General features: G+C 74.9%; 16 protein-coding genes. 5 read left to right on the top strand and 11 right to left on the bottom strand.

Annotation, left to right across the window (positions count from 1 at the left end; genetic code table 11):
* The 11 genes from EFE23_RS24940 to EFE23_RS24895 form a co-directional block, all read right to left on the bottom strand.
* The coding region (locus EFE23_RS24940; protein WP_148058525.1) for an FAD-binding oxidoreductase at nt 1-531 on the bottom strand (531 nt) is incomplete at its 3' end.
* 309 nt (nt 532-840) lie between these two features.
* A complete protein-coding gene (locus tag EFE23_RS24935; protein ID WP_123243351.1) occupies nt 841-1,329 on the bottom strand; it encodes a DUF421 domain-containing protein in 489 nt (162 codons plus the stop codon).
* A complete protein-coding gene (gene qcrB / locus EFE23_RS24930; protein WP_123243350.1) occupies nt 1,326-3,053 on the bottom strand; it encodes a cytochrome bc1 complex cytochrome b subunit in 1,728 nt (575 codons plus the stop codon). Before qcrB ends, EFE23_RS24935 begins: the two co-directional genes overlap by 4 nt.
* A complete protein-coding gene (locus EFE23_RS24925; RefSeq protein WP_148058524.1) occupies nt 3,050-3,916 on the bottom strand; it encodes a QcrA and Rieske domain-containing protein in 867 nt (288 codons plus the stop codon). Before EFE23_RS24925 ends, qcrB begins: the two co-directional genes overlap by 4 nt.
* Nucleotides 3,913-4,716, bottom strand: a complete 804-nt coding sequence (qcrC, locus tag EFE23_RS24920; protein WP_123243348.1) for a cytochrome bc1 complex diheme cytochrome c subunit — start codon at nt 4,714-4,716, stop codon at nt 3,913-3,915. Before qcrC ends, EFE23_RS24925 begins: the two co-directional genes overlap by 4 nt.
* A 3-nt stretch (nt 4,717-4,719) precedes the next feature.
* Entirely contained in the window at nt 4,720-5,109 is a 390-nt protein-coding gene (locus EFE23_RS24915) for a c-type cytochrome (RefSeq protein ID WP_123243347.1), read from the bottom strand.
* Nucleotides 5,106-5,999, bottom strand: coding sequence for a cytochrome c oxidase assembly protein (locus EFE23_RS24910; protein WP_123243346.1), 894 nt, complete (start codon nt 5,997-5,999; stop codon nt 5,106-5,108). The genes EFE23_RS24915 and EFE23_RS24910 overlap by 4 nt, the downstream gene beginning before the upstream one ends.
* Nucleotides 5,987-6,385 carry a hypothetical protein gene (locus EFE23_RS24905; RefSeq protein ID WP_123243345.1) on the bottom strand — a complete coding sequence of 133 codons (399 nt, stop codon included), beginning with the start codon at nt 6,383-6,385 and terminating at the stop codon, nt 5,987-5,989. The genes EFE23_RS24910 and EFE23_RS24905 overlap by 13 nt, the downstream gene beginning before the upstream one ends.
* Nucleotides 6,385-6,999: a cytochrome c oxidase subunit 3 gene (locus tag EFE23_RS28645; protein WP_199737221.1), complete on the bottom strand. Its 615-nt coding sequence runs from the start codon at nt 6,997-6,999 to the stop codon at nt 6,385-6,387. The genes EFE23_RS24905 and EFE23_RS28645 overlap by 1 nt, the downstream gene beginning before the upstream one ends.
* Nucleotides 6,996-8,927 (bottom strand): cytochrome c oxidase subunit I, encoded by a 1,932-nt coding sequence (gene ctaD / locus EFE23_RS24900; RefSeq protein WP_199737220.1) that lies wholly within the window; start codon nt 8,925-8,927, stop codon nt 6,996-6,998. Before ctaD ends, EFE23_RS28645 begins: the two co-directional genes overlap by 4 nt.
* 16 nt (nt 8,928-8,943) lie before the next feature.
* Nucleotides 8,944-9,960 (bottom strand): cytochrome c oxidase subunit II, encoded by a 1,017-nt coding sequence (locus tag EFE23_RS24895; protein WP_199737219.1) that lies wholly within the window; start codon nt 9,958-9,960, stop codon nt 8,944-8,946.
* A gap of 151 nt (nt 9,961-10,111) precedes the next feature.
* Between EFE23_RS24895 and ccsA the strand changes: the two genes are divergently transcribed.
* The 5 genes from ccsA to EFE23_RS24870 all read left to right on the top strand — a co-directional run.
* On the top strand, nt 10,112-10,888 hold the full coding sequence (gene ccsA / locus EFE23_RS24890; RefSeq protein WP_123243343.1) for a cytochrome c biogenesis protein CcsA: 777 nt from the start codon (nt 10,112-10,114) through the stop codon (nt 10,886-10,888).
* Nucleotides 10,885-11,295, top strand: coding sequence for a cytochrome c maturation protein CcmE (locus EFE23_RS24885; RefSeq protein ID WP_123243342.1), 411 nt, complete (start codon nt 10,885-10,887; stop codon nt 11,293-11,295). Before ccsA ends, EFE23_RS24885 begins: the two co-directional genes overlap by 4 nt.
* Nucleotides 11,285-13,180 (top strand): heme lyase CcmF/NrfE family subunit, encoded by a 1,896-nt coding sequence (locus EFE23_RS24880; protein ID WP_123243341.1) that lies wholly within the window; start codon nt 11,285-11,287, stop codon nt 13,178-13,180. Before EFE23_RS24885 ends, EFE23_RS24880 begins: the two co-directional genes overlap by 11 nt.
* On the top strand, nt 13,177-13,731 hold the full coding sequence (locus EFE23_RS24875) for a TlpA family protein disulfide reductase (protein ID WP_158675919.1): 555 nt from the start codon (nt 13,177-13,179) through the stop codon (nt 13,729-13,731). The genes EFE23_RS24880 and EFE23_RS24875 overlap by 4 nt, the downstream gene beginning before the upstream one ends.
* Nucleotides 13,728-14,186 (top strand): cytochrome c-type biogenesis protein (locus EFE23_RS24870; protein WP_158675918.1); only part of this gene is annotated, 459 nt, incomplete at its 3' end. The genes EFE23_RS24875 and EFE23_RS24870, both read left to right, overlap by 4 nt.

Raw genomic sequence — 14,186 nt, 5'->3', positions numbered from 1 at the left:
GACGGTCTTGCCGGTGCGTTGGGCGGTGGCGCCGCAGGAGTTGTTGCCGAGCATCCCGCCGAGGGTGCAGTGGTTGTGGGTGGCCGGCCGCGGGCCGAACTCCAGCCCGGTGGGTTTGAGCTGCGCGTTGAGCTGGTCGAGGACGATGCCGGGTTCGACGAGGCAGGTGCGCGCCTGCTCGTCGACCTCGAGCAGCCGGTGGCAGTACTTCGACCAGTCCAGCACCACGGCGGTGTTGGTGCACTCGCCGGCCAGGCTGGTGCCGCCGCCACGGGAGGTCAGCGGCGCGCGGTGGCGGCGGCAGACCGCGATGGCGGCCACCGCCGCCTCCACCGTCCGCGGCACCACCACGCCGAGCGGGATCTGCCGGTAGTTGGAGGCGTCGGTGGAGTATGCGGCGCGGGAGCCGGCGTCGAAGCGGACCTCACCGTCGACCGCCGCGCTCAGCTCGGCGGCGAGCGCCGCGAGGTCGACGTGGTGCGCCGGTTCGGGCGGCCGCAGGACCGGCTCGGGAAGCAGGATCTCGGTCATGACGGGTCGGTCTCGTCGCGGGCCGCGGATCCACCGAGTCGGCCGCTGGTCGTGGTGTTCCGGCCGGCCGTGATCACCGCCGCCGCCGGCCGTCGGGCCGGGCTCTCGCCCGTTGTCCTTCGCATGTCGTCCTCCTCGTACCGGGGTTCGTCCGACCTCCCCGGTCGGTTCGCCACTGTCGGCAGCACCGACCATCGCCGAACCCGGCACTGGGACACAGCGGACAAGGACGGACAGGTTGGCGGCTACCCGGCCGCCAAGGCCGCAAACCCATCGGCCCGGGCAATCTCCGGACGCCCGCCTGAGCGGTCACCCGCACTCCTCCCGGCGCAGCACCGACAGGCGCCCCCGGCCCTCCAGCACGGCCAGGTGCACCACGGCGGCGTCGGCCACGCCGTGTTCCCGCAGCAGGCCGTCGAGGTCGGTCCGGGTCAAGCCCGAGCGGTGCAGGTTCCCGGTGAGCACCCGGCCCTGGGAGACGACCACCACCGGCCCTTTCTCGATCAACCGTCTGCCCGCGGGGCGCAGCCGTACCCAGGTGATCAGGGCGTGGCCGGCCAGGATGGCGAGCAGGGTCGCCACCCCGGACAGGTAGCTCGCATCGCGAGCGCTCGGCAGCCGTCCGACGATCGCACCGACCGCCACGGCCGCCACGAAGTCGTACGCGGACAGCTCGGCCAGGCTCCGGCGACCGCCGGCGCGCAGCCCGATCACCGCGGTGACGTACAGCAGGAACGCCTTCAGGGCCACCCAGCCCAGCCAGTCGAGGGGTCCGATCAGCGCGGTGACGGCGTTCACCGCCGGTCCGGCCCGTCCCCGTGCCCGCCCCGCCGCCGGTCGCGTCGCTGCCGCAGCGCCGCCACCAGCAGCGAGACGCCCAGCGCCCGGTTGCCCCACCGGCGCAGCGCGGTGCGGACCCGGCCCGGCAGCGGGGGCGGCGGCGGTCCGGGCACCAGCACGTGGTCGACCCCCGGGTAGGCGAGCCGGGCCGACTCGGCGGCCTCCTGCTCGGTAAGGACGGCGCGGTTGCTCAGGATCGCGACGCCGGCCGGCTCGTCCCGGTAGCGCCAGCGCCACACGTCCCCGTCGGGCCACAGCTCGACCCGCTCCCCCGGGCGGTCCGGCGCCGGCAGTTCCGGCTCGTCGGCCGCTGCCTCGGCGTCGCCCCGGTCCGCCGGCTGCCGCGCGGCCCGCAGGTCGGCCCGGGTCAGTTCGCCGAGTCGGGCCGCGTCGCCGCGACGCAGCGCCCGGGCCAACAGGAAGGCCAGCGCCCCGGCGAGCACCGGCAGCACGAGCACCAACACGCGCAGCAGGTTGAGCAGGTCGTACACCGGCACCCGGAGCAGCCGGGCGAGGATGTCGTCGCCGGCCGTGACGACCAGCACCGCGAAGAAGGTCAGGGCCATCACGCCCACGCCCATCCGGACCGGGTGGTCGCGGGGCCGGTCGAGCAGCTGGTGCGCGCGGCGGTCGCCGCCGCACCACCGCTCGAGAAACGGCCAGGCGTACAGGGCGAGGAAGGTGACGCCGCCGAGCACCACGCCGGGGAAGAACGGCGCCGGCACCAGGTGACCGGCGATGTGAATCTCCCACGGCGGGAACAGTCGCAGCGCCCCGTCGCCCCAGGCGACGTACCAGTCGGGCTGCGCCGGTGAGGTGGACTGGGCCGGGGCGAACGGCCCGTAGAGCCAGACCGGGTTGATCTGGACCAGTCCGCCGAGGGCGAACAGCACGGCCAGCACCCAGAGGAACAGCGCCACCGAGCGCAGCGTGTAGTTGGGGTAGAACCGGGCGCCGACGACGTTGTGCTCGGTGCGCCCCGGGCCCGGAAACTGGCTGTGCTTCTGCCGGACGACCATGGCCAGGTGCACCGAGACGAGGGCGACCAGCACCGCGGGCACCAGCAGCACATGGGTGACGAACAGCCGGGGGATCATCTCGTCCGAGGGGAACTCGCCGCCGAGGCCGAGGGCGACCAGCCACGAACCGACCAGCGGGACCGACTCCACCACCGACACGATGATCCGCAGGCCGAGGCCGGAGAGCAGGTCGTCGGGCATGGAGTAGCCGGTGAAGCCGTTGGCCAGGGCCAGCAGGAGCATGGTCACGCCGACCAGCCAGTTCAGCTCCCGGGGCTTGCGGAACGCGCCGGTGAAGAAGATCCGCACCAGGTGCACCAGGATCGCCGCGACGAAGATCAGGGCTGACCAGTGGTGGGTCTGCCGGATCAGCAGCCCGGCCCGGACGTCCCAGCTCAGCCGCACCGTCGAGGCGTACGCGGCGGAGGTGGTGGTGCCGTCCAGCGGGGCGTACGCGCCGTGGTAGACGCGGTCGGCGGAGCTGGCGTCGAAGAACAGGGTCAGGTAGACGCCGGTGAGGATGAGCGCGACGAAGGAGTAGAGGGCGATCTCGCCGAGCATGAACGACCAGTGGTCCGGAAACACCTTCGCCAGCGCCTTGCGGGTCAGCGGGGAGAGCCGCAGCCGGTCGTCCACCGCGCGGGCCAGCCGGTCGAGGATCATCGCCGGCTCCAGAAGCCGGCGCCGGGCGGGGCGGTGAAATCGCCGCGGGCGCGCAGGTAGCCGTCCGGGCCGAGCTCGATGGGCAGGCCGGGCAGCGGCCGGGCGGCGGGCCCGGCGACCGGAGCGGCGTCGGCGAGCAGGTCGAAGGAGGACTGGTGGCAGGGGCAGAGCATCCGGCCAGCGCCCTTGAGGTAGAGCCGCACCGGGCAGCCGGCGTGGGTGCAGAGCAGGGAGTAGACGACCAGTCCGTCGAGGTGGCCGGCCGACGGCGGGCGGGTGAACCGCTCGGGCCGCAGCCGCACCGCGAAGGCGGGCGCGTCGCCGGCGCCGGTGCCGCCCTCGGGAAACACCCCGACCACCGTGCCGGCCGGCACGTCCGCCGGGCGCAGCGGTCGCCCCGCGGCGGTCAGCAGCCGCACGCCCGGCCCCCACGGGGTGTCCCGGCGTGCCCGCACCGGGCTTGTGCGGTCCCCGGGCAGCAGCGAGCGGAGCGGGAACAACGCGGCGACGCCGAGCGCGGTCAGCGCGAGCCCCAGCGCGGCGAGCAGGCCACGCCGGCGGATCGGGCTGTCCGGCGCGGTGAGCACCGCCGCGGTCAACGCCTGCTCGGCCGGGGGCGGGGTGAAACCCTCGTGCTCCTCGACGTAGCCGCCGGTCGGCACCAGCCGGCGTCCCCAGATCGCCAGGCCGGTCGCCAGCCCGGCGAAGGCCACCGCCAGGCACCCCCCTTCCCACTGGGTCTGGCCGCCGAGACCGTAGCTGACCGCGAAGCCGATCGCGCCGGCCGCGCTGGTCAGGAAGGACAGGATGATCCGGCCGTTCACTCCGGGCGGCGCGGCCGGCACCCGTGCGCGCCGGCTCATTCGCCCGCCCTCTGGCCCAGCCAGCGGGCCGCCGCGACGAGCAGCCCGAGGGCGACGATCCAGGCGACGAGGCCTTCGGCCAGCGGCCCCAGCCGGCCCAGCGGGTTGCCGCCCCGGTCCAGGTGTTCGGCACGCAGTCGCCGCACGTAGGTGGTCAGGTCGTTCACCTGCTCGTCGGTCAGCACCTGGCTCGGGAAGACCGGCATGAGCCCGGGACCGACCCGGATCGCCTCGGCGACCTGCACCGGGGTCGCGTCGTACAGCGGCGGCGCGATCCAGCCGTTGGTCAGGGGCGCGCCGGTGCCGGCGGCGCCGTGGCACGGGGCGCAGTTCGCGGCGTACAGCGCCCGGCCGGCGGTGAGGCTGCCGGGCTGCACCCGGGGGATCTGCGGGCCGCCGCCGAAGCTGGCGACGTGGTCGACCAGGGCGGCGATCTCCTCGGCGGAGAAGACCGGCTCGCCGCGGCGCGGCTGCGGGATCTCGCCGGCGATCGGCATCCGCCCGGTGGAGAGCTGGAAGTCCGCCGAGGCGGGCCCGACGCCGACCAGCGACGGGCCGCGCTGGCTGCCCTGTCCCTGCTGGCCGTGGCAGCTGGCGCAGTTCTGCCGGAACAGTTCCTCCCCCCGGGCGCCGGTGCTCGCCGTGCCGTTCGGAGCGGGCGCGGCGGAGCCGGACGGCGTCGGCGCCACGGGCGCGGCGAGGGCCGCGGGACCGGCCGCCAGGGCGAGGGCCGCGCCGAGTACGACCGTCCGTCCCGGGTGCCACCACCGGCGCGTCGACCGGTACGTCCGTACGCCCACGACTCAGTCCAGGGTGTACAGGTAGGCGGCGATGTCCTGGGCGTCGATCGGTTTCACGCCCAGGTTCGGCATCGCGTTGCCGGGCTCGACCGCCTGCGGGTCGGTGATCCAGTGCTGCAGGTTGTCGGCGTTGTTCACCAGCTTTCCGGCGATGTACGAGCGGGAGCCGAACCGGGTCAGCGGCGGACCGACGAGGCCGTTGGCCCGGTCGACGCCCGGGATGGTGTGGCAGGAGCCGCAGCCGTACTGGGCGATGAGCGCGGCGCCCCGGTCGGGGCGGCCGGCGCGTACCTCCGGCGGTGGTGGGGGGTTGGTGCGCGCGCAACCGGGCAGGGCGAGCAGCGGCGGCAGCGCCACCAGCAGCAACCAGCGGTCGGCGGTGCGGCGGCTCATGGCACGACTCTGCCGCCGCCGGCCACCGCCGGGCGGGCGGACTCGGGTGGCGTCACCCGCTCGGGGCGCTGCCGTTGCAGGCCCAGCAGCCAGCGCAGGAACGCCGTCAGGGTGGCGGCGAGCACGGCGACGTCCATCGGCCCCCACATCAGCAGCCCGGCCAGCTGCTGGTCGGCGAGCGGGTCGGGCCCGAGGACGGCCGCCGGGTAGACGGGCCGGGGCGCGAAGGTGAGCACCGCCCCGAGCGCGGAGGCCGGCAGCATGGTGCCGACCAGCAGCAACATGCCGGCCGGTACGGGCAGCCGGTGCCGGGGCGCGCCGACCAGCGGCGCCCACAGCAACCAGGCGGAGCCGAGGAAGCAGGCGTGCTCGACCGCGTGCGCGACGGGCTGCCGTTCGGCGGCGGCGTACGGCGTGGGCAGGTGCCAGAACCAGAGCACCGCCGCGTGGATCCCGCCGGCGGTGAGCGCCAGCACGGCCGGACGCCGGAGCCAGCGGACCGGTCCGGCGGCGCGGAGCCGGGCCAGCCAGCGGCGTGGCGTCGGCGGGCAGGCGAGGGTGAGCGGCAGGCCGGCGGCCCCGGCGGCGAGCAGCGGGCCGGCGCCGAGCAGCAGCAGCATGTGCTGGGTCATGTGTCCGGCGAGGGACCGTTCGGCGGCCGCCGCGAGCGGCCCGTCCTGGGCCGCGAGCACGCAGAGCAGGCCGGCGCCGAAGGCGGCCACCCGCCAGCCGGGCAGGACGCGGCCGAGTCCCCGGCGGGCCCACAGCTCGTGGACGCCCCGGCCGTAGCCGGCGGCGAGCAGGGCCAGCGCGGCGGCGAGCAGCATGGCGAGCAGCCCGGCGGTCACGTCGTCGCCGGCGGGGGCGCCGGTCGCGCTCAACGCAGGCATGGCGGCAGCACCAGCAGGGCGATGCCGCCCAGCACGATGATGGTCAGGAACAGCAGGTTGGACCAGATGGCCACCACGGCAGCCATCCGGCCACGGCCCACCGGCCGCTCGTCGACCCCCTCGGGCGGGTGCGACGTGCGCCGCCAGACGAGCGCGGCCGCCAGCAGGGCGCCGACGGTGGCCAGGGCGGGCAGCACCACCGCGGCTCCGATGACCGCCCGCAGCGGCAGCGCCCCGATCCGCTCCCGACCGCCGGCGCAGGTCAGCTCGTCCACGCCCCACACGGCGAGCAGGTGCACCGCCCAGGCGATCGCACCGCCGAGCACCGCGTACCAGAAGAGCAGTCCGCCGGTGAGGCGGGCGCGGGGGCCGGGGTGGGTGCTCATCACAGCCTCGGCGACAGGTAGACGGTGAACAGGATCGCCGCCCACACGAGGTCGACGAAGTGCCAGTAGATGGCGGCGTTGCGGACCCGCTCGTGGCGGTGCGCGCCGAAGCTGCCGCCGCGCAGGGACGCGGCGAGCAGCCAGCCGATCATGGTCAGCCCGACCAGTACGTGCAGGCCGTGGAACCCGGTGATCAGGTAGAACAGCGACCCGTACGCGTCGGTGGTCATGGTGAACTCGCGCAGCTTCTCGGCGTACTCGCTGGCCTGCAGGGCCAGGAAGGTGACGCCGAGGACGAGGGTCGCGGCCAGCCCGGCGCGCAGCCGCCAGCGCTGGCCCTGGCGGATGCCCCGCTCGGCCCAGACCACGGGCAGGCTGCTGGGCAGCAGCACCGCCGTCATCACCAGCGGGACCAGCAGCTTGGGCTTGCTGATGCCGTCCGGTGGCCACGGGCCGCCGTACTGGAAGCGCAGGTAGAAGTAGCTGCCGAGCAGGCAGGCGAACAGGGTCGCCTCGGTGACCACGAACATCACCATTCCCCACCAGCCGGTCGACCGGCCCACCGGCAGTTCCGTGGTCAGCGCCTCCGTCCCGGTGGCCGCCCGCACACTCATGGCTGCACCCCGAGTTCCCGCTCCGGCCGCCGGGGTGGCCAGAGCCAGACGGCGATGGTGGCCGCCACGGCGACCGCCGCGACGGCGGCGACCGGATACCAGGCGACGAGCATCGCGGTGAAGAAGACCAGCATCGCCAGGGCGAGCACCAGCGGTTGCAGGGAGGCTTCCGGCATCTCCACCACCCGCTCGCGGCTGCCGTCCAGCTCGCTGGTCAGCAGCGTCCGGCGCCCGTCGGCCAGGATCCGGTCCCTGGTGGCGCCGGCGCCCATGGACTCCCGGCTCGCCTCGTCCCACGTCGGGTGCAGGCTGTGCACCCGGGGCAGGACCGGGAAGTTGTACGGCTTCGGCGGCGAGTCGGTGGACCACTCCAGACTGTCCGCGCCCCACGGGTCCGGCGGCGCCGGCCGCCCGCGCCGGATCGCGTGCAGCACGCCGATCAGGACCAGCAGCAGCCCGATCGCGAGCAGGTACGACCCGGCGGTGCTGACCAGGTTCCAGCCGTCCCAGCCCGGTTCGCTGCGGTAGGTGTAGACCCGCCGGGGCATGCCGAACAACCCGTACAGGTGCATCGGGAAGAACGTCACGTGCATGCCGGCGAAGACCAGCCAGAACGCCCACCGGCCGAGCCCTTCGTGGTACATCCGCCCGGTGATCTTGGGCAGCCAGTAGTAGATGCCGGCGAGCATCGGGAACACCGCCCCGCCGATGAGGACGTAGTGGAAGTGGGCCACGACGAAGTAGGAGTCGGTGACCTGCTGGTCGAAGGCGGTCAGCGCGAACATCGTCCCGGTGAACCCGCCGAGCACGAAGGTCACGACGAACCCGATCAGGAACAGCATCGGCACCTTGAGCACCACGCGGCCGAGCGCCATGGTGGCCAGCCAGGCGAAGATCTGGATCCCCGACGGGATGGTGATGATGGTGCTGGCCGCGCTGAAGAAGCTGTACGACAGCCGGGGCAGGCCGGTGGCGAACATGTGGTGCACCCAGACGCCGAACGAGATGATCGAGATGGCGACGATGGCGAACACGATGAGCGGGTAGCCGACCACGCCGCGCCGGGTGAACGCGGGCAGCACCGCCGAGACGATGCCCAGGGCCGGCATGACGATGATGTAGACGTCGGGATGCCCGAAGATCCAGAACAGGTGCTGCCAGAGCAGCACGTTGCCGGCGGCGCCCGGGTCGAAGAAGTGGGTGCCGAAGCGGCGGTCGAGGAAGAGCATGGCGTTGTCGAGGTTCAGCGCCGGCAACGCGAAGATCACCATGAAGGCGGTGGCCACGATCGCCCAGACGAACAGCGGCACCCGGTTCAGCGACATGCCGGGCGCGCGCAGCTTGAGCGCGGTGACGATGAAGTTGATCGAGCCGGCGGTGGTGGCGATGCCGAGGAAGAGCAGGCCCAGGCTGTAGACGTCCATGTGCAGGCCGGGCGTGTTGGTGCGCTCGGTCAGCGGCACGTAGGCGAACCAGCCGCCGTTGGGCGCGGCGCCGAACGGCAGGCTGGCCCACATGAACAGCCCGGCGAACAGGAACACCCAGTAGCCGAGCGCGTTGAGCTTCGGGAACGCCATGTCCCGGGAGCCGATCATCAGCGGGACCAGGAAGTTGCCGAACCCGAACAGCATCGGGGTGGCGAACAGGAAGATCATCGCCGTGCCGTGCATGGTGAACAGCTGGTTGTACTCCTGTGGGGAGAGCAGCCGGGACTCCGGGCGGGCCAGCTGGGTACGCATGGCCAGCGCGCTCAGGCCGGCGAGGATGAAGAAGAACCCGGCGGTGACGAGGTAGCGCCGGCCGATCCGCTTGTGGTCGACGGTGCCGAACCAGGAGCGCAGCGAGGGTCGTTCCCCCCAACGCTCCTCCAGCGCGGCCAGGTCCTCCCGACTGGCGCCGGGCGCCGGCGCCGCCGCGGTCGTGGACATCCTTACCTCCCTCCGCTCACTTCAGCGACTGCAGGTACGCGATCAGGTCCGGCAACCGGCCGGCGTCCACCGGCTGCGGCGGCATGTAGTTGCCCGGCTTGACCGTCTGCGAGTTGGCGATCCAGCCGCCGAGGTGGCCGCCGTCGTTGGGCACCGCCCCGGCCCCGATGCTCCAGCGGGAGCCGACGTCGGACAGGTCCGGTCCGATCCGGCCGCCCGCGCCGGTCCCCCGGATGGCGTGGCAGCCGGCGCAGGTGCCCTGCACGAACGCCTCCTGGCCGCGGCGTTGGGCGTCGGTCCGCGGGGCGGGGGCCGGTGCGGCGAGCCGGGCCACCCAGGCGTCGAAGTCCTTGCGGGGTTCGGCGACCACCAGGAAGGCCATGTGGGCGTGCTGGGTGCCGCAGTACTCCGCGCACTGGCCCCGGTAGCTGCCGGCCCGGTCGGCGTGCAGCCAGGTTTCGCGTACCTCGCCGGCGATCAGGTCGGTCTTGGGCATCAGTTGCGGCACCCAGAAGCTGTGCAGCACGTCGGCGGCGCGCAGCCGGACGCGCACCTTCTCCCCCACCGGGATGTGCAGCTCGTTGGCGGTGGCGCCGTCGACGCCCTGCACCCGTACCTCCCACCACCACTTGTGGCCGGTGACCTCGATGGTGGGGGCGCGCGGACCCGGGTCGTCGCCGAGTGCGGCGAGGTCGCGCAGGCCGACGGCGTAGACGGTCACCAGGATGACCAGCGGTATGCCGGCGCCGGCGACGGTGACGAACCGCAGCGGCTGCCCGTGCCGGACCCGGGTGCCGGGGCGGCGGCGGACCAGCAGCGCCCAGGCCAGCACCGCCATGACCTCGGCGAACACGGCCATGGAGAGCCAGAACAGCAGCCACCACAGGTTGGCGACCCGACCCGCGCCGGAACCGGCCGGGTCCAGCGCGGACGGCGCCCCGGAGGAGCAGCCGGTCAGGGCCAGCGCGCCGCCCAGCACCACGGCCGGGAGCACCTGCCGGCGCCGGCGCCCCGGTCCGGAGCGCGTCCTCACGTCACGTCTCGTGTCCACCGGCATCGACCCTAGCGATTACCGAGGTATATGCCGGCTCTTACCGAAATATCGTTGTTGCCGGCTTTGGTCCGTTTAGAGTCGGTGCTCGGGAGACAGCGGGCAAGCGCCGACGGGCGCGGACAGGAAGATCATGCCAACCACCACCGTGGACCTGACCGCCGACAATCCACGGGGAGCCCACGCGCGCCGCACGACGGCCTGGATCGCCGCCGGGCTCGCCACCGCGGCCGGGTTCACCGGCGCGCTCCTCGCGCCGGCCGACGCGGCGCAGGGGCAGGCACAGCGCCTGATGTACCTGCATGTGCCCGCCGCCTGGGTGGCCTACCTGGCGTTCGCCGCCGTCCTGGCCGCCAGCGTCGCCCACCTGATCAACGGGGACCTGCGCTGGGACCGCGTCGCGCGGGCCGGCGCCGAGATCGGCGTCGTGCTCACCGCCGTGGCCATCGGCACCGGCTCGCTGTGGGGGCACCTGGTCTGGGGCACCTGGTGGGCCTGGGATCCCCGGCTGGTCAGCACCGCGCTGCTGCTGCTGGCGTACACCGGTTATCTGGCCCTGCGCCGGGCGCTCGCCGAACGCACCGGCGGACCCGACGGCGGCGACCGGCGGATCTCTCGTCCGGCGGCCGTCGCCGGCATCGCCGGCTTCCTGCTCGTCCCCGTGGTCCACTTCTCGGTGCTCTGGTGGCGCTCGCTGCACCAGCAGGCCACCATTCTCGCCCCCGAACGGCCACCGATCGACCCGCGGATGGCGCTCGCGCTGCTGCTCGCGGTGGCGGCGGCGAGCACCGTCGCGCTGCTCGCCCTGGCGCATCGGGTGCTCCGGCTGGAGCGCCGGGTCGCGGCGACCGGCGAGGCGCCGACGACGGGGACCGGCACCGGGCGGCGCAGCCCGGCGCCTGTGAGATGATCCGCCGGCCCGGACGCCTCGCGCTGGTCGCGGTGCTGCTCGCCGGCGGCGGGCTGCTGGTCACCAGCGTCCTGCGCGACACCCTCACCTACTACCGCACGCCGGGTGAGGTGCTCACCGACCCGGCGGCCGCCCGGCAGCGCGTCCGCCTCGGCGGCGAGGTGGTCCCCGGCTCGCTGCGCCACGACGGCGACCTCGTGGTGTTCCGGCTGGCCGACGCCGGCCGGCAGGTGACCGTGCGGCAGCACGGCGTGCCACCGGAGACGTTCCGGGAGGGCGAGGACGCGGTCGTCGAGGGACGCCTGGGCACCGACGGGGTGTTCGACGCCGACCAGGTGCTGGTACGCCACGGCAACGAGTACCGCCCCTCCTCCCCCGCCCACCCGGAACCGTCCGATGCTCGGTGACCTCGGCACCGGCACCCTCGCCGCCGGACTGCTCGCCGCTCCGCTCGCCGCGCTGCTCTGGCTGCGGGTGGCCCTGCTCGGCGCGCCGGCCCGTACCGCCCGGCTGGCCTCGCTCGGCGCGCTGCTCGCCGCCGCCGGTGGCTGCGTCACGCTGGAGGCGGCGCTGCTGGGGCATGACTTCAGCGTGCGGTTCGTCGCCGAGAACGGCGGCCGGCACGTGCCCGCCTACTACACGATCACCAGCCTCTGGTCGGCGATGGACGGGTCGCTGTTGCTCTGGCTCCTGGTCCTCGGCGGGTACGGCGCCCTGCTCGCGCGGGGCCGACCGGACCGGCTGCGCGCGTACGCGATGGTGGTGGTCAGCGTCGCGACCACGCTCTTCTTCGCGCTGTCCACCTTCGCCGCCAACCCGTTCCGCACCGTGGACCCGGTGCCGCTGGACGGGCCGGGGCCGAACCCGCTGCTGCAACAGCACCCCGCGATGGGCGTGCACCCACCGCTGCTGTACGCCGGCTACCTCGGCACGGTGGTGCCGTTCGCCCTGGCCCTGGCCGCCCCGCTGGCCGGGGCGCCCGGCCGGGACTGGATCCGGCGGGCGCGGCCCTGGGCGCTGGTGGCCTGGTGCACGCTCACCGCCGGCATCGTGCTGGGCGCCTGGTGGTCGTACGCGGTCCTCGGCTGGGGCGGCTACTGGGCCTGGGACCCGGTGGAGAACGCCTCCCTGCTGCCCTGGCTTACCACCACCGCCCTGCTGCACACCAGCCTGGCCGGCGGCCGGGGGCGGGAGCGCTGGAACAGCGTCCTGGCCTGCGCCGGCTTCCTGCTGGTGCTGCTCGGCACGTTCCTGACCCGCTCCGGCGCCGTGGCGAGCGTGCACGCGTTCACCGACTCGCCGCTGGGGCCACTGCTGCTCGGCTTCGTCCTGCTCGCCGTGCTGGCCGCCACCGTCCTCACCGGTCGCCGGCAACCGGCGTCGGCCCGCGGCGCCGGTCCGGTGTGGTCCCGGCGTACCGCCGTGCTGGGCAACGCCGTCCTGCTGGTCACCATCGCCGCCGTGGTGCTCATCGGCACCGTGCAGCCGCTGCTCAGCGAGCCACTCACGGGCAGCCGGGCCAGCGTCGGCACCGCCTACTACCAGCGCACCGCGATCCCGCTGGCCGTGGTGCTGCTCCTGCTGGCCGGGGTCGCCCCCGCGCTGCGCGTACGGGACCGGTCCGGCGCGCTGCGCCGGCTGGCCCTGCCCGGCGCCGCGGCGCTGGCCACCGTGGCCGCCGTCGGCCTGTCCAGCCGGCCCGGACCCGCGGCGCTCACCGCGTTCGGGGCGGCCGCCTTCGTCCTCACCGGCCTGCTCACCACCCGTCCACGACGCTGGGCCGGGGTGCTGGGGCACGCCGGACTCGCCCTGGTCGCCGTGGGCGTCGCGGCCTCCTCCGCGTACGGGCGGGCCGACGAGCGGACCCTGCGGGTGGGCGAGACGCTGCGGGTGGCCGACGTGTCGGCGCGGTTGGTGTCCGTGCAGCGCGGCACGCCGGGCGGCCGGATGACAGTGCGGGCACGGCTGGCGGTGTCCGCGGGCGGCAGCACCGGCACCGCCGCCCCGGCGCTGCGCTACGACCCGGCGCGGGACACCGCCGTCACCGTGCCGGCGATCGACGGCGGCCCCCGCCGCGACGTCTACCTCACCCTGATCGCCGTGGCCGGCGACGGTGGCGGCGCGACGGTACGCCTGGCGGTGAACCCGCTGGTCGGGCTCATCTGGGCCGGCGGCGCGGTCGGCACCGCCGGTGGCCTGCTCGCGCTGACCGACGCGGCGCGGGCCCGACGGAAACGCCCCGCGGCACCGGCCGGGCGGCGGGCACCGGTCGCCGCCGGAGCTCCGGCGTGAGCCGGCGGGCCGGCCGGTCCTGGTGGCGGCGGATCAGACCGACCCCGGCCGTGCTCCTGCTGCTGACCGTCGGCCTCGGGATCACCCTCGCCACCGGCGTCCGCTCCGGCTCCGGCACGGCGGGTCAGCAGCCGCGGGCCGCACCGGCGCTGGCCGGCACCACCCTCACCGGTGAGCGGTTCGACCTGGCGGCGGCACGCGGGCACGTGGTCGTGGTCAACGTCTTCGCGTCGTGGTGCGGACCCTGCCGCGACGAACTCCCTATGCTGGTGGAGACCGCCCGGCAGTGGTCGCCGCAGGGACTGCGGGTGGTCGGACTGAACCTGCGCGACGGCCCGGACGCGGTGCGCGCCCTGCTGGCGCAGGCGCACGCCGACGATCTGACGGTGCTGCCCGACCCGGACGGCACCCGGGCGGTCGAGTGGGGCGTCCGGGGCGTACCGGAGACCTTCGTGGTCGACCGCGACGGGCGGATCGTGGCCCACCAGCCGGGCGTGGTCACCGGGCAGTGGCTGCGGGAACACCTGTCCCCGCTGCTGGCGGCGGCGTGACCCGGCGGCTGTTCGTCGCGCTGGGCCTGGCGGCGCTGGTCGCGCTGGCGGTCGCCGGGCTGGTCCGGGGGTCGGCCGGCCCGACCGACCCAGCCGCCGCGATCGCCGCCGGGCTCCGCTGCCCCGCCTGCCAGGGCGAGTCGGTGGCCGACTCGCGGTCCCCGATCGCCGCGTCGATGCGGCAGGTGATCGCCGACCAGGTGGCCCAGGGCCGCAGCCCGCAGGAGGTCCGCCGGTGGTTCGTCGACCGGTACGGCGAGGACGTGCTGGCGCAGCCGCCCCCGCGCGGCCCGGCGCTGCTGCTGTGGATCGTGCCCATGGTGGCGCTGCTCGGCGCCGGCGCCGCCGCGCTGCGTACCCTGCGCCCCCGGCGGAGGGAAGGCGAACCCCGCCGCCCGGACGGCGCGCGGGGCCGGGGGCGACCGCACGCCGCCTGGTGGCTCTCCGCCGCCGGG

This window comes from Micromonospora solifontis (assembly GCF_003725545.1).
Classification (GTDB): domain Bacteria; phylum Actinomycetota; class Actinomycetes; order Mycobacteriales; family Micromonosporaceae; genus Micromonospora; species Micromonospora solifontis.
The sequence above is the reverse complement of the archived record's forward strand: the minus strand, read 5'-3'. Positions and strand labels throughout refer to the sequence as shown.

Bases quoted from the DNA above. Each gene is read 5' to 3' on its own strand.
- qcrB (WP_123243350.1), bottom strand. From the start codon at position 3,053: ATGATCCTCGACCGGCTGGCCCGCGCGGTGGACGACCGGCTGCGGCTC.
- EFE23_RS24925 (WP_148058524.1), bottom strand. From the start codon at position 3,916: ATGAGCCGGCGCGCACGGGTGCCGGCCGCGCCGCCCGGAGTGAACGGC.
- EFE23_RS24915 (WP_123243347.1), bottom strand. From the start codon at position 5,109: ATGAGCCGCCGCACCGCCGACCGCTGGTTGCTGCTGGTGGCGCTGCCG.
- EFE23_RS24910 (WP_123243346.1), bottom strand. From the start codon at position 5,999: ATGCCTGCGTTGAGCGCGACCGGCGCCCCCGCCGGCGACGACGTGACC.
- EFE23_RS24905 (WP_123243345.1), bottom strand. From the start codon at position 6,385: ATGAGCACCCACCCCGGCCCCCGCGCCCGCCTCACCGGCGGACTGCTC.
- EFE23_RS28645 (WP_199737221.1), bottom strand. From the start codon at position 6,999: ATGAGTGTGCGGGCGGCCACCGGGACGGAGGCGCTGACCACGGAACTG.
- ctaD (WP_199737220.1), bottom strand. From the start codon at position 8,927: ATGTCCACGACCGCGGCGGCGCCGGCGCCCGGCGCCAGTCGGGAGGAC.
- ccsA (WP_123243343.1), top strand. From the start codon at position 10,112: ATGCCAACCACCACCGTGGACCTGACCGCCGACAATCCACGGGGAGCC.
- EFE23_RS24885 (WP_123243342.1), top strand. From the start codon at position 10,885: ATGATCCGCCGGCCCGGACGCCTCGCGCTGGTCGCGGTGCTGCTCGCC.
- EFE23_RS24880 (WP_123243341.1), top strand. From the start codon at position 11,285: ATGCTCGGTGACCTCGGCACCGGCACCCTCGCCGCCGGACTGCTCGCC.